Genomic DNA, 12,699 nt, shown 5'->3' with positions numbered 1-12,699 from the left:
CGCCGACGGGTGGCCCGTAGGCTGCGGGACATGAATCCGTACACGATCTTCTCGGATATCGTCGCCGGTCGGGCTCCTTCGTCGAAGGTGTACGAGGACGAAGACATTGTGGCGTTCATGGATATTCGGCCGATGACGCCGGGACATCTGCTGGTGATCCCGAAAGTTCCGGCGCGCAGCCTGGCCGAACTCGATCCGGAGATCGGGGGCAGGCTGTTTCAGGTGGGGCAGCGGTTGGCGGCGGCGCTGCGGGCCTCGGAGGTGGGCTGCGACGGGGTGAACTTCTTTCTCGCCGACGGTGTGACGGCGGGGCAGGAGGTGTTCCACGTCCACCTGCATGTCATCCCGCGCACGCCGGGGGACGGGTTCGGGCTGCGCGGGCGGCCGACCACACCGGCCCGCGCCGATCTGGACTATCTGGCGGGGTCGATCCGAGGTGCACTGCAGCGCGCCGAACCGGACACGTGATCCGAGCCCGCCCCGGTCCCCCCGCTCCGGTCACGACTGCGGGCGGTTGAACTCCCCGTCCTTGGCGCCGGCCACGAAGGCCGCCCACTCCGCGGGGGTGAAGATGAGGGTGGGACCGTCGGGATTCTTCGCGTCGCGGAGGCCGATATTGCCGCTTGCCAGGAATGCCACCTCGACTCCGCCGGTGCCGTCGCTGCTGCGGTGCCACACTGCGTCGGGGTTGATCTCGCGGTTCTTCTGTTCCACATCTGCTCCTGTGCGGTTGTGTTTGGACGTGAACAGTAGTCGGTGAGCCAGGGGTCTCGCGGCCGTCTTCCGGGATCCCCGGCGCCCGTGCGGATCTCGGTGGGGGACCGGCACGTCGGCGCTCGGGCCGAAACTCCCCGGATTTTTCCGGCCCTCGCGAAAATCCACCGGATCGCTCGCTTCGCATTGTTTTCCCGAACATTGTGAAAAGTGCGAAGCAGTGCTTTTCCCGATGCCCGCCGGGGCGTGGCTCCGAGTTTTTCGCGCGCCCGAATCGCGGCCGGAGGCCGGCCCGGCCCGCGGACGCCGCGCAACGACTGTGGCCTGCGCCATCCACCCCCCACTCGGGGGGAGCGACATGTGCCGATGGCGCCGAGTGTGAGCCGGCGTACCCGTATCGGCGACCCTCCCGCGGGGCCGGGCAGTCTCCCCTGCAGGTGGCGACGGTGATGGACATGTCATCGGTGTCGCGGTGTGGTATTTACCTCGCGATCGCGACAATTCTCCTGGTTTATCCGGCAACCGAATCGGAAACCCATCCCACTGTGGCAGATATACGGCGTCGACCGGACCTCGCGGGTCGACCGGACGCAGACTCCGGAAAATGTGCGCCCCGCCACACCGAACGCACGACAAGGATGGAGCACCGCATGGCACCCGTCTTCGACAGTTGCGCGGTGGTGCCCCGGCACCTCACCGTCGAGCAGGCTCACAACATCTTGCACATCCACCGCAGCTGCCCCACCGACCAATGCGCCCGCCGCAAGGCGGCCCTGTATTTCCTCATGGACTCCCGCCGAGTTCCGCGCAACAACGGCCGCGATTTAGGCCGGACCGCCAACCGCTCCACCGGGCTGTCATAACCGGCGGCGACCCACCGGGTGTCCATACCCGGCGGAATTCTTGCCGGGTCCCCACCGCATCCGTGGCACGGGCACGGTTACGGTGGAGCCCATGGCTCTCGACACTGGTACCGGAACGATCCCGAACGCCGACGACGCCGCATCGGTATCACGGTCGGCCGCGGTCGACCCGCCGACCGCCAAACGGGTGCCCACCGAACGCGTGCATCACGGCGACACCTTCGTCGACGAGTACGAATGGTTGCGCGACAAGGACGACCCCGAGGTCATCTCCTATCTGGAGGCGGAGAACGCCTACACCGAGACCCAGACCGCCCATCTGCAGCCCCTGCGGGACAAGATTTTCGACGAGATCAAATCGCGCACTCTCGAGACCGACCTCTCGGTGCCCGCCCGCATGGGCGACTACTGGTACTACTCACGCAGCTTCGAGGGCAAGCAGTACGGGGTGCACTGCCGCTGCCCGATCGCCGATCCCGACGACTGGACACCGCCGCGGCTGGAGGCCGACGCCGATATCGCGGGCGAGCAGATCCTGCTGGACAGCAACATCCTCGCCGAGGGCCACGATTTCTTCGCGCTGGGCGCATTCTCGATCAGCCACGACGGCAACCTGCTGGCCTATTCGATGGACACCGTCGGCGACGAGCGATACGTGCTGCGGGTGAAGGATCTGCGGACCGGTGAGCTGCTCGGCGACGAGGTTCCCGGCACCGCGCCGGGGGCGACCTGGTCGCTGGACGGCACGCATATCTTCTATCAGACCGTCGACGAGTCCTGGCGGCCCGACACCGTGTGGCGGCACCGGCTGGGGACGTCGCAGGAGCAGGACGTCAAGGTCTTCCACGAGCCGGACGAGCGCTACTGGGTGAGCATCGGCGCCAGCCGCTCGGAGCGGTATCTGATGATCTGGGTGGGTTCGAAGATCACCAGCGAGGCGTGGGTGCTCGAATCCGATGATCCCGAGGGTGAATTCCGGGTGCTGCTGCCGCGGCGCGAGGGCGTCGAGTACGCGGCCGAACATGCCGTCATCGGCGGGCAGGATCGGTTCCTCATCCTGCACAACGACGTCGTGGACGGGGTGAAGGCGGAGAACTTCGTCCTCGCCGAGGCGCCCGCCGACGATCCGGCGAATATGAGCATCCTCATCCCGCATCGCGACGACGTGCGGCTCGAGGATATCGACTGCTTCGCCGACCATCTGGTGCTGTCGTATCGGCGCGCGGCCCTGCCGCGAGTCGCCGTGTGGCCGTTGACCTCCGAGGGGTACGGGGAGCTGAAGGAGCTCGAGTTCGGGCTCGAGTTGTTCTCCGCGGGTGTGGGGTCCAATCCGGAATGGTCGCAGCCGACACTGCGAATCGGGTTGACCTCCTTCATCACTCCGATGCAGGTGTTCGACTATGTGCCCGCCACCGGCGAGTTGATTCTGCGCAAGGAACAGCCGGTGCTCGGCGGCTACGATCCGAACGACTATGAGCAGCACCGGGATTGGGCGGTGGCCGAGGACGGCACCCGGGTGCCGATCTCGATCGTGCAGCGAAAGGGTCTGCCCACCGCTCCGAAACCGTTGCTGCTGTACGGGTACGGCTCCTACGAGGCGAGCATCGACCCGGGATTCTCGGTGTCGCGGCTATCGCTGCTGGACCGCGGCATGGTGTTCGCGGTCGCGCACGTGCGCGGCGGCGGTGAGATGGGACGGCTCTGGTACGAGAACGGCAAGACGCTCACCAAGAAGAACACCTTCACCGACTTCGTCTCCTGCGCACGCCATCTCGTCGATACCGGCGTCACCGCACCGGACCGGATGATCGCCGACGGCGGGAGTGCCGGTGGGCTGCTGGTGGGCGCCGTCGCCAATCTGGCGCCGGAGCTGTTCACCGGAATCCTCGCCAATGTGCCGTTCGTCGATCCGCTCACCTCGATCCTGGATCCGTCGCTGCCGTTGACGGTCATCGAATGGGACGAGTGGGGAAATCCGCTGGCGGACAAGCAGGTCTACGAGTACATGAAGGCGTACTCACCCTACGAGAACGTCACGGCACAGCGGTATCCGGCGATCTTGGCGATCACCAGCCTCAACGACACCCGTGTGCTGTACGTCGAACCGGCCAAGTGGGTCGCCAAGCTGCGCGCCACCAAGATCGGTGATTCTCAGCTACTGCTGAAGACCGAGATGAGCGCCGGCCACGGCGGCGTCAGCGGCCGCTACGAGAAGTGGCGGGAGGTGGCGTTCGAATACGCCTGGGTGCTCGACACGGTGGGACTGGCCGACGCCTAGCCCCGGGATCCGGCGCGAGTGTTCGTCGCGCCGTCACCCGCTGAGCACGAGGTGGTCACCTGCTGCCCCCACAGTGGGGTATGAACCGCACAGGTTCGCCCGACCAGCACGAGCAGGGGGTTCGCATGCGCGCAGAACTGATCGTCTCGGTGTCCGGCATCCGGGACGCCACCCGCGATGCGGCGATGGCCTTCGCCGCGGAGATGGATCGGCGTGCCGTCCCGTTGTCGCTGCTGGTGGCGCCGCGGTTGAAGGGTGGATACCGGCTCGCCGAGGATCCGGCGACCCAGGAGTGGTTGCGCGAGCGGCGGGAGCTCGGTGACGCCATCGTGCTGCACGGCTACGACCAGGCCGCCACCAAGCGGCGCCGGGCCGAATTCGCGGCGCTGCCCAAACACGAGGCGCGCCTTCGGCTGACCGCCGCCGATCGAGTGATGGAACAGGTGGGGCTGCGCACCCGGCTGTTCGCCGCGCCGCGCTGGAATGCCTCCGAGGGGGCGATGGCGGCGCTGCCCGATGTGGGTTTCCGGCTGGCGCTCGGGCTCACCGCGGTTTACGACCTGGAGCGCGGCACGTCGCAGCGGTCCTGGGTGCACGGCATCGGCGAAGGCTTCCGCAGCGAACCGTGGTGGTGTCACGCCCTGGTGATGAGCGCCGCCCGCACCGCCCGCCGCGGCGGCCTGCTCCGCCTGGCGATCTCCGCGGCCCAGCTCGCCCGCTCCGGCCCCCGCCAGGCCGTATTGGACGCCATCGACCTGGCTTTGTTCCACGAGGCCGTTCCGGCGGTGTATCGCTGGGAGTCCTTCGTTTCCGCACGTGCCGCCTGACCCCGCGGCCGAGGCGGCCGCTACTTCAGGAGCAGGATCAGGGCGAGGGTGAGCATGATCGCGGCGATGGCGGAGTCGAGGATGCGCCAGGCGGTGCGGTGGGCGAACAGCGGGGTGAGCAGGCGGGCGCCGTAGCCGAGGGCGGTGAACCACAGGATGCTGGCGAGCATGGCGCCGGCGGCGAGGAACCAGCGGTCGGGCTGGGCATAGGTGCTGGCGTAGGAGCCGAGCAGGATCAGAGTGTCCAGGTAGACGTGGGGGTTGAGCCAGGTCAGGGCCAGGCAGGTGAGGAAGGTCGCGCCCACCGCCATCGAGGCGTCCGACGGGGCGGCGGTGAGGGCTTCGGCGGACAGGGCGCGCCGCAGCGCCAGGGCCGCATAGCCGATCAGGAATGCCGCGCCCGCGTACCGGGTCACCGTGAGGACCACCGGCGCCGAGGTCACGACCGCGCCGAAGCCGCCCACTCCGGCGGCGATCAGCACCACATCGGAGATCGCACACACGCCGACCACGACGAGTACGTGCTCGCCGCGGATTCCCTGGCGCAGCACGAACGCATTCTGCGCGCCGATCGCCACGATCAGCGACAGTCCGAATCCCAGACCCGACAGGGCCGCCAGCGCGGCCGAGGAAGCATTCACATTCCTCGACGCTATGGTCGCCAGCAGGGCCAGACAAGCTAAAGATTTTCAAGCATCATTACAGTTTCTTAATATGGATCTCCAGCTCGATCAGCTGCGCGCCCTCGATGCGGCCGTCGCCGAGGGCACCTTCGAGGCGGCGGCGCGGCGCCTGCGGGTCACCCCGTCGGCGGTCAGCCAGCGGATCAAGGCGCTCGAGGCCGCTGTCGGCCGCATTCTCGTGCAGCGCACGAAACCGGTGCGGCCCACCGAATCCGGGCTGGCGGTCTTGCGGCTGGCCCGGCAGATCGAACTGCTCACCGGTGATACCGTGCGCGAACTAGGCTCTGCGGGAGAGGAATCGGAGCCGCCGTCCCGTCCGGTTCGAATTCCCTTGGCGGTCAACGCCGATTCGCTGGAGACCTGGGTGATGCCCGCCCTGGGTAGCGGCCCCGCGGGGGTATGTTTCGAGATCCACCGCGAGGACGAGGGACACACCACGCGCCTGCTGCGCGACGGAACGGTCATGGCGGCCATCACCGCCACCGCCCAGCCGGTGCAGGGCTGCAAGGTGGAGCGGTTGGGCGCCATGCGCTATCGCCCGATGGCCACGCCGCAATTCCTCCGCACCTGGTTCCCCGAGGGGGCCACGGCCCGCGCCTTCGCCGCCGCCCCGGTGGTGATCTTCGACCGCAACGACGAACTCCAGGACCGTCTGATGCGCCGCCGCGCCCGCCGCCCCCTCGACCCTCCGCGCCACTACATCCCGTCCTCCGCCGGTTTCGCCCAAGCGGTCCGCCTGGGCCTCGGCTGGGGCATGCTTCCGGACCTGCAGGTCTCCGCCGACCCCCGCTACGACCACCTGGCCGCCCTCGACCCCCGCCTGCACATCGACGTCCCCCTCTACTGGCAGCAGTGGCGCCTGGATTCCCCGGCCCTGAGCGCCGTAGCGGCCACCATCGCCGCCACCGCCGCCCGCGCTCTACGGTGACGTCGATCCGGCGATCAGGTTGGGAGCGATCGGCACTGGGGCTTGTCGGTCGAAGTCATTTCGGCACCTCCCGCCGGTGTCGCCGCAATTGCTCGGTCGACACCGCGGCGGTGGCGTTATGGGCGAATCCGCCGGACTCCTCGCGGGTGAGCGAGCTGCTGGGCGGATGTTTGTCCAATTGGCCGAGCGCGCGCTCCATATCGGCGAGCAGCAGATCGGCCATGTCGCGGCTGAAGCCGTGGCGGACCAGCACCCGCATGATCGTCTCGTCCTGGCGCTCGCGCGGCAGCGGATAGGCCGCGACCAGCCAGCCGCGGGTGCGCAGGCGATCGGACAGGTCGTAGAGGTTGAACGTCCGGTCCCCGGTCAGCTTCCACGACACCGCCGCGATGCCGCGCAGCGGATCGCCGTCGTGGATGATCTCGAACGGCCCGAGCTTCTCGATTCCGGCGGCCAGATGCTCGGCCACCGAGTATGTCGCGGACTGCACCCGGTCGTACCCGACCCGGCCGAGCCGGATGAATTCGTAGTAGGAGGTGACGACCTGTCCGCCCGGCCGGGAGAAGTTGAGGTTGAAGGTGGCCATATTGCCGCCGAGATAGTCGACGTTGAACACCAGCTCGTCCGGCAGATCGGCGGACTCGCGCCAGATCGCCCAGCCGGCGCCCAGCGGGGCCAGGCCGGTCTTGTGGCCGGAGGCGTTGATCGACTTCACCCGCGGCAGCCGGAAATCCCACACCAGTTCCGGCGCGGTGAAGGGCGCGAGAAAGCCGCCACTGGCCGCGTCCACATGGATCGGGATGTCCAGCCCGGTCTTCGCCTGCAGGTCGTCGAGGGCCTGGCTGATGCCCGCGACATCCTCGAACAGTCCGGTGAAGGTCTGACCGAAGGTCGGCACCACCATCACGGTGTTCTCGTCGCAGTGGTCGGCGAGGTCGTCGGGATGCATGGTGAACCGGTCGCCGCGCAGCGGTATCTGCCGGATCTCCACATCGAAGTAGCGGGCGAACTTCTCCCAGCACACCTGCACGGGGCCGCAGACGAAATTCGGGATGCCGGTGCCGCCGCGCCGCCGCCAGCGGAACTTCGCGGCCAGTCCGCCGAGCATGGCGGCCTCGCTCGAGCCGGTGGTCGATGTACCCCGGGTGGTGGCCGGATCGGGCGAGTTCCACAGGTCGGCGAGCATCCGCACACAGCGCCGCTCCAGCTCGGCGGTCTGGGGATATTCGTCCTTGTCGACGATGTTCTTGTCGATGGACTCGTTCATCAGCCGCCGGGCCTGGTCGTCGACCCAGGTGGTGCAGAAGGTGGCCAGGTTCATCCGGGACACCCCGTCGAGCAGCAATTCGTCGTGGACGATCTGATAGGCGACCTGCGGCAGGATCTCGGGGTGGGGGAATCCTGTCTTCGGCGCACCCGATTCCAGCTGGGGCATGGCGAACAGGTCGTCGCATTCGCGGTTCTCGGGCATCGTGTGCCTCCTTGGCGTGCTCTCGCAGCAATCATTTGCCGCACAGACATTCGCCAGTTCCATGAACCTCGAAACTGGTTGTGCTACTTACGTATTCGACCAGTTATACGGTGATGCTGAACGTTTACACTTCACTTCATGGACTATCAGCATCTCATAGACGGCGTGATGTCCACGATCAAAACACATCTGCGAGGGGAGGGTCGCCGACTACATTCCCGATCTTGCCTCCGGTCGATCCCGGCCGGTTCGGCTTCGCGGTGGCAACCGTCGAGGGGGACGTGTGCAGCGCGGGGGACGTTCTGACCCGGCCAGGTTGCGGATCGTTAACGAAAGATCTCGATGGGTGGGAGGAGCGGCAATGACGACCAGGTATATCTCCTGGGTGACGCTGGCCCTGATGACCACCAGTTCGGTGGCGAGCCTGCGGGCCGCGCCGATGGACGGCGCACACCTGCTGTCGGCATGGACCGGTGTGGCGAGCCTGGTGCTGATCGTCAACAACTTCCTCAGCTACAGCGGCCCCGGCAGTCGGCCGGTGATCGCCGACAGCGATGTGATCATGGGTACGGAACCAGCGATCGAAACCTATTGCCCGGACAACCTGTCCGCCTACCTTCGGCAGGTCGACAAGTTGAAGCTGGGCGAGACGACGAAATGAGCCGATATGACCGATGATTCCCGTACGCAGGCGCTGCGCGAGCAGGTGCGCTCGCTGATGCCACAGGCGAAAGCCGATCTGACCGAACTGGTTTCGTACAAGTCCGTCTACGACCCGCGGCAGTTCCCGGTGGAGGAGTGCCACCGAGCCGCCCAGTGGGTGCTCGATGCCTTCACCGCGGTCGGACTCACCGACGCGGGCCTGCACGAAACACCCGACGGCAGTATGGCGGTCATCGCCCGACATCCGGCGCCGCCCGGTGCGCCGACGGTCCTGCTGTACTGCCACTACGACGTACAGCCGCCGTTGGACGACGCCGCCTGGCATACCCCCGTCTGGCAGCTCACCGAGAAGGACGGCCGCTGGTACGGGCGCGGGGCCGCGGACTGCAAGGGCAATATCGTCATGCACCTGACGGCGCTGCGTGCGCTGCGGGAAACCCTGGGCGGCAAGGAGTTCCCGGTCGGTATCACGCTGGTCGCGGAGGGCTCGGAGGAGCAGGGCAGCGGTGGGCTGGAGGCGTTCGTGCCGAACAACGCCGACCTGTTGCGTGCCGATGCGCTGGTGATCGGCGACTGCGGCAACTTCGCCCTCGGCGTGCCGACCTTCACCCAGACCCTGCGCGGCACCGTGAATGTGGTGGTGACCGTCGAAACCCTGGCCGGGCCGATGCATTCGGGGATGTTCGGCGGTCCGGCACCCGACGCCCTGGCCGCGCTGATTCACGTGCTGGCGACCCTGCGGGACGAGCAGGGCAACACCACCATCGCGGGCCTGCCCGCCGATCAGAAGTGGGACGGCGTGCAATATCCCGCCGATCAGTTCCGCGCCGACGCCGGGGTGCTCGACGGTGTGGACCTGCTCGGCGACGGCACCGTCTCCGACATGGTGTGGGCGCGACCGGCTCTCACGGTGCTGGGAATGGATGTGCCGCCGGTGGTGGGCTCCTCGGCGGCCGTACAGCCCAAGGCGCGGGCGCGACTGAACCTGCGCATTCCGCCCGGGATCGATCCGGACCACGCCCTGAAGGCGTTGATGGCGCACCTGGAATCGAACACCCCCTGGCACGCCCGCGTGACGGTGGAATCCGAGAGCATCGGTTCGGCATTCCGCTCGGGCACCAGCGGTCCCGCCCGCAAGGCCATGGAGGCGGCGTTCCGCGCGTCCTACGGCCGCGAGGCGACCACCCAGGGCCAGGGCGGTTCCATCCCGCTGTGCAACGTCTTCGCCGAGACCTACCCGGACGCCGAGATCATGCTCATGGGCGTCGAGGAACCCACCTGCCTCATCCACGCCCCCAACGAAAGCGTCTCCCCGACCGAGATCGAGCACATGTCCCTCGCCGAAGCCCTGTTCCTGACCACCTACACCAAATAGGCCCATCCAGAAGCCCACCGGGACACGAAGGATCGCGCGCGGGACGTGAAGGACCGCATATCGAAACTTGCGGAGCGGTGCCTCGCTCCATTCCCTGTCATTCCGGCCCCTAGGGCCGGAATGACAGGGCCACCCGGAATCAGAACTCCGCGTGATCTTCCGGCTCGATGACCTTGAATTCGGTGTCCGCCGGGCGCATTTCGGTCAGGCGGCCGAAATAGATGCCCTGGGCCTGGTCGGCGATGATCCCGTAATGGATCGGGAAGGCCGTGCGGGGCGCGACGGCGCGCAGGTAGTCGACGGCCTCGCTGATCTTCATCCACGGTGCGACAGCGGGCACCGCCAGGACGCCGACCGACACCGGCGGCACCCACAGGGAGTCGCCGGGGTGGACGAACTGCGCCGGATCGTCCGCGGTGCCCAGCTGGAATACGGTGTTGTCGACCACCGGCAGCTCGGGATGGATGACGGCATGCCTGCCACCGCCGCCGGTGATCTGCACCCCGCCCACGGTGAGCACATTGCCGGCGTGCACGGGCTCCCAAGGCTCGCCGCGCAGTCGGGCGGTCTGCGGATCGCACAGCAGCCGGGCGTTCGGGTTCTTCTCGACCAGCGCCTCGATCCGGTTCGGGTCGATGTGATCGGGATGCTGATGGGTGACGGCAATGGCGTCGAGTCCGTCGATGCCCTCGAAACCGTGCGAGAAGTTGCCCGGATCGAACAGGATCTTGGTGCCGTGCAACTCGACGAGAACGCAGGAATGTCCGAAGTGGGCTATGCGCATGACTTCACTGTATTCATTCCACTCTCATCATGCCCCGGCTCGCCGGGGGCGACGGGCCCCAACTACGCTGATCAGGTAATCCCCCCACTCAGCTGAGGAGCAACGCGTGGCACGAGTCGTGGTCGAGGTGATGCCCAAGGCCGAGATCCTGGATCCGCAGGGTCAGGCCATTGTCGGTGCACTCGGGCGTCTGGGCTTCCCGGGTGTCTCGGATGTGCGGCAGGGCAAGCGATTCGAACTCGACGTGGACGACAGTGTGAGCGACGCGGAACTGGAGAAGATCGCCGAGGCCCTGCTGGCCAATACGGTGATCGAGGACTGGAAAGTGGTGCGGCTGTGACTGCCCGCATCGGCGTCATCACGTTTCCCGGCACCCTCGACGATGTCGACGCCGCCCGCGCGGTGCGGCTGGCCGGTGCCGAGGCGGTGAGCCTGTGGCACGCCGACGCCGACCTCAAGGGTGTGGACGCGGTGATCGTGCCCGGTGGCTTCTCCTACGGCGACTATCTGCGTGCCGGCGCCATCGCCCGCTTCGCTCCCGTGATGGGCAAGGTGGTCGAGGCCGCCGGTAAGGGCATGCCCGTGCTGGGCATCTGCAACGGCTTCCAGGTGCTGTGCGAGGCCGGGCTGCTACCGGGCGCCCTCACGCGCAACGAAGGGCTGCATTTCATCTGCCGCGACGAATGGCTGCGGGTGGAGCGGACCGATACCGCCTGGACCTCCCGCTACGAGCCCGGCGCCCAGATCCTCATCCCGGTCAAGAATGCCGAGGGCCGCTACCAGGCCTCGGCGGAGGTCCTCGACGAACTCGAGGGCGAGGGCCGCGTGGTGTTCCGCTACGCCGGTGAGAACCCGAATGGCTCGCAGCGCGATATCGCCGGAATCTGCTCGGCCGACCGCCGCATCGTCGGCCTGATGCCGCATCCGGAGCACGCCACCGAGCCGCTGACCGGCCCGAGCGACGACGGCCTGGGCATGTTCCTGTCGGTGGTCGATACGCTCGTCTCGGCGTAGTCCACTCAGCGGACGCTGTCCACTATCCGCAGGTCCACGCCCTCGGCGCGGGCGATGTTGGCGGTGAACTGGACGGAGTGATTGCCCTGGAAGGCGCGCCCGCCCGACGGGGTCTCCAGCACCAGGCCCTCGTCGAGCGCGGCCTGGATGCGGGGCACGTCGAGCGTGCCGCAGCTCTGCGCGACCGACTGCAGCGTGTACATGGCCTCGTAGCTGGTGTTGCCGAAGTAGGTGAGCTGGGGCGCGAAGCGGCCGTGCAGGCGGTGGTAGCGCGCCATCCGGTCCGGATCGTTGGAGCGGTCGTCCGGGAAGAAGCTGGACACAATGTAGAGGTTGTCGTTGGCCTCGGGACCGGCCGCGAGCAGCACGCCCTCATCGATACCCGGGCTGACCCGCACCTGCCGCTCGGAGCGGCCGGTCCGGGCGAACTGCTGATTGAACCGCACGGCGTCGGTGCCGACCAGCAGCAGCACGATGCCGTCGGCCCGGTCCAGCCGCGGATCGCCGAGGAATTCGCCGAAGTCCTCGGTCCCGAGCGGGAAGTACTTCTCCATCACGATGGCGCCCTGATGGGACGTGCGCACGGCCTTCCCGGTTGCCATCGGCCAGATGTAGTCGTTGCCGACGATGGCCCACCGGCGCACCCCGAACTCGCGTTCGAGCCACCCCATCGCGGGCAGGATGTGTCCGGCCGGGTTCTCGCCGATCATCAGCACACCCGGGGGCTCGTTGGGCAGATCCTCGTGCGTGGTCGCGAACAGGTAGGGGACCCGCCCGTCGGCGGCACGGGCCACCGCCCGGCGCACCGCCGAGATGTGCCAGCCGGTGATCGCGTCCACCATTCCGGTCGCCAGCAGGGCCGAAACCTCCCGGGCCACCTCGTGCGGCGCACGGCCCCCGTCGATGGTCGTCACGCGCACCTCGCGCCCGAGAATTCCTGCGCCACCGTTGATTTCTTCGACCGCCAGCGCAATTGCCGCCTCGCAGGAGGGGGCCACAATTCCCGCGGGTCCCTGGAGTGGGACGATGTTCAGGACCTCGATCACGTCGTCCGGACTCTCGCTGAACGGGAACATTCGGTACCCTCTTCTTGTCCGAG

14 protein-coding genes are annotated in these 12,699 nt (G+C 67.6%); 9 read left to right on the top strand and 5 right to left on the bottom strand.

Annotation, left to right across the window (positions count from 1 at the left end; all coding sequences use genetic code 11):
- Positions 1–30: 30 nt before the first annotated feature.
- The gene (locus IU452_RS29530; RefSeq protein WP_195112471.1) at positions 31–468 is read left to right on the top strand and encodes an HIT family protein; all 438 of its coding nucleotides are present in this window, start codon (positions 31–33) and stop codon (positions 466–468) included.
- Between the two features lie 30 nt (positions 469–498).
- Here IU452_RS29530 and IU452_RS38550 read toward each other — a convergent pair whose 3' ends face one another.
- A complete protein-coding gene (locus tag IU452_RS38550; protein ID WP_324192886.1) occupies positions 499–714 on the bottom strand; it encodes a DUF397 domain-containing protein in 216 nt (71 codons plus the stop codon).
- Between the two features lie 650 nt (positions 715–1,364).
- Between IU452_RS38550 and IU452_RS29520 the strand changes: the two genes are divergently transcribed.
- The 3 genes from IU452_RS29520 to IU452_RS29510 all read left to right on the top strand — a co-directional run bounded on the left by IU452_RS29520 (position 1,365) and on the right by IU452_RS29510 (position 4,682).
- Positions 1,365–1,577, top strand: coding sequence for a hypothetical protein (locus IU452_RS29520; RefSeq protein WP_195112469.1), 213 nt, complete (start codon positions 1,365–1,367; stop codon positions 1,575–1,577).
- A gap of 91 nt (positions 1,578–1,668) precedes the next feature.
- Positions 1,669–3,855, top strand: coding sequence for a S9 family peptidase (locus IU452_RS29515; RefSeq protein WP_195112468.1), 2,187 nt, complete (start codon positions 1,669–1,671; stop codon positions 3,853–3,855).
- A 125-nt stretch (positions 3,856–3,980) separates the two neighbouring features.
- Positions 3,981–4,682: a DUF2334 domain-containing protein gene (locus IU452_RS29510; RefSeq protein WP_195112467.1), complete on the top strand. Its 702-nt coding sequence runs from the start codon at positions 3,981–3,983 to the stop codon at positions 4,680–4,682.
- A gap of 20 nt (positions 4,683–4,702) precedes the next feature.
- Here IU452_RS29510 and IU452_RS29505 read toward each other — a convergent pair whose 3' ends face one another.
- A complete protein-coding gene (locus IU452_RS29505; RefSeq protein ID WP_324192885.1) occupies positions 4,703–5,323 on the bottom strand; it encodes a LysE/ArgO family amino acid transporter in 621 nt (206 codons plus the stop codon).
- A 73-nt stretch (positions 5,324–5,396) separates the two neighbouring features.
- Between IU452_RS29505 and IU452_RS29500 the strand changes: the two genes are divergently transcribed.
- Positions 5,397–6,293 carry a LysR family transcriptional regulator ArgP gene (locus IU452_RS29500; RefSeq protein WP_195112466.1) on the top strand — a complete coding sequence of 299 codons (897 nt, stop codon included), beginning with the start codon at positions 5,397–5,399 and terminating at the stop codon, positions 6,291–6,293.
- 55 nt (positions 6,294–6,348) lie between these two features.
- On the opposite strand, the gene IU452_RS29495 is transcribed toward IU452_RS29500, so the two are convergent.
- Positions 6,349–7,764, bottom strand: a complete 1,416-nt coding sequence (locus IU452_RS29495) for a glutamate decarboxylase (protein WP_195112465.1) — start codon at positions 7,762–7,764, stop codon at positions 6,349–6,351.
- A gap of 361 nt (positions 7,765–8,125) precedes the next feature.
- Here IU452_RS29495 and IU452_RS29490 point away from each other — a divergent pair, with 361 nt between their 5' ends.
- Positions 8,126–8,425, top strand: coding sequence for a hypothetical protein (locus tag IU452_RS29490; protein WP_195112618.1), 300 nt, complete (start codon positions 8,126–8,128; stop codon positions 8,423–8,425).
- Between the two features lie 6 nt (positions 8,426–8,431).
- Positions 8,432–9,802: a dipeptidase gene (locus tag IU452_RS29485; protein ID WP_195112464.1), complete on the top strand. Its 1,371-nt coding sequence runs from the start codon at positions 8,432–8,434 to the stop codon at positions 9,800–9,802.
- Between the two features lie 139 nt (positions 9,803–9,941).
- Here IU452_RS29485 and IU452_RS29480 read toward each other — a convergent pair whose 3' ends face one another.
- Positions 9,942–10,586 carry an MBL fold metallo-hydrolase gene (locus tag IU452_RS29480; protein ID WP_195112463.1) on the bottom strand — a complete coding sequence of 215 codons (645 nt, stop codon included), beginning with the start codon at positions 10,584–10,586 and terminating at the stop codon, positions 9,942–9,944.
- A gap of 106 nt (positions 10,587–10,692) precedes the next feature.
- On the opposite strand from IU452_RS29480, the gene purS reads away from it, so the two are divergent.
- Positions 10,693–10,926 (top strand): phosphoribosylformylglycinamidine synthase subunit PurS, encoded by a 234-nt coding sequence (purS, locus tag IU452_RS29475; protein ID WP_195112462.1) that lies wholly within the window; start codon positions 10,693–10,695, stop codon positions 10,924–10,926.
- Positions 10,923–11,600, top strand: coding sequence for a phosphoribosylformylglycinamidine synthase subunit PurQ (gene purQ / locus IU452_RS29470; protein ID WP_195112461.1), 678 nt, complete (start codon positions 10,923–10,925; stop codon positions 11,598–11,600). The genes purS and purQ overlap by 4 nt, the downstream gene beginning before the upstream one ends.
- A gap of 5 nt (positions 11,601–11,605) precedes the next feature.
- Here purQ and IU452_RS29465 read toward each other — a convergent pair whose 3' ends face one another.
- Entirely contained in the window at positions 11,606–12,676 is a 1,071-nt protein-coding gene (locus IU452_RS29465) for a substrate-binding domain-containing protein (protein WP_195112460.1), read from the bottom strand.
- Between the last annotated feature and the right edge of the window lie 23 nt (positions 12,677–12,699).

The sequence above is a fragment of the Nocardia transvalensis genome, from assembly GCF_015477765.1.
Taxonomy (GTDB): domain Bacteria; phylum Actinomycetota; class Actinomycetes; order Mycobacteriales; family Mycobacteriaceae; genus Nocardia; species Nocardia transvalensis_A.
The sequence above is the reverse complement of the archived record's forward strand: the minus strand, read 5'-3'. Positions and strand labels throughout refer to the sequence as shown.

What these genes read in the sequence shown, in the direction of transcription:
- IU452_RS29530 (WP_195112471.1), top strand. Translation starts at nt 31, where the DNA reads ATGAATCCGTACACGATCTTCTCGGATATCGTCGCCGGTCGGGCTCCT.
- IU452_RS29520 (WP_195112469.1), top strand. Translation starts at nt 1,365, where the DNA reads ATGGCACCCGTCTTCGACAGTTGCGCGGTGGTGCCCCGGCACCTCACC.
- IU452_RS29515 (WP_195112468.1), top strand. Translation starts at nt 1,669, where the DNA reads ATGGCTCTCGACACTGGTACCGGAACGATCCCGAACGCCGACGACGCC.
- IU452_RS29510 (WP_195112467.1), top strand. Translation starts at nt 3,981, where the DNA reads ATGCGCGCAGAACTGATCGTCTCGGTGTCCGGCATCCGGGACGCCACC.
- IU452_RS29500 (WP_195112466.1), top strand. Translation starts at nt 5,397, where the DNA reads ATGGATCTCCAGCTCGATCAGCTGCGCGCCCTCGATGCGGCCGTCGCC.
- IU452_RS29495 (WP_195112465.1), bottom strand. Translation starts at nt 7,764, where the DNA reads ATGCCCGAGAACCGCGAATGCGACGACCTGTTCGCCATGCCCCAGCTG.
- IU452_RS29490 (WP_195112618.1), top strand. Translation starts at nt 8,126, where the DNA reads ATGACGACCAGGTATATCTCCTGGGTGACGCTGGCCCTGATGACCACC.
- IU452_RS29485 (WP_195112464.1), top strand. Translation starts at nt 8,432, where the DNA reads ATGACCGATGATTCCCGTACGCAGGCGCTGCGCGAGCAGGTGCGCTCG.
- IU452_RS29480 (WP_195112463.1), bottom strand. Translation starts at nt 10,586, where the DNA reads ATGCGCATAGCCCACTTCGGACATTCCTGCGTTCTCGTCGAGTTGCAC.
- IU452_RS29465 (WP_195112460.1), bottom strand. Translation starts at nt 12,676, where the DNA reads ATGTTCCCGTTCAGCGAGAGTCCGGACGACGTGATCGAGGTCCTGAAC.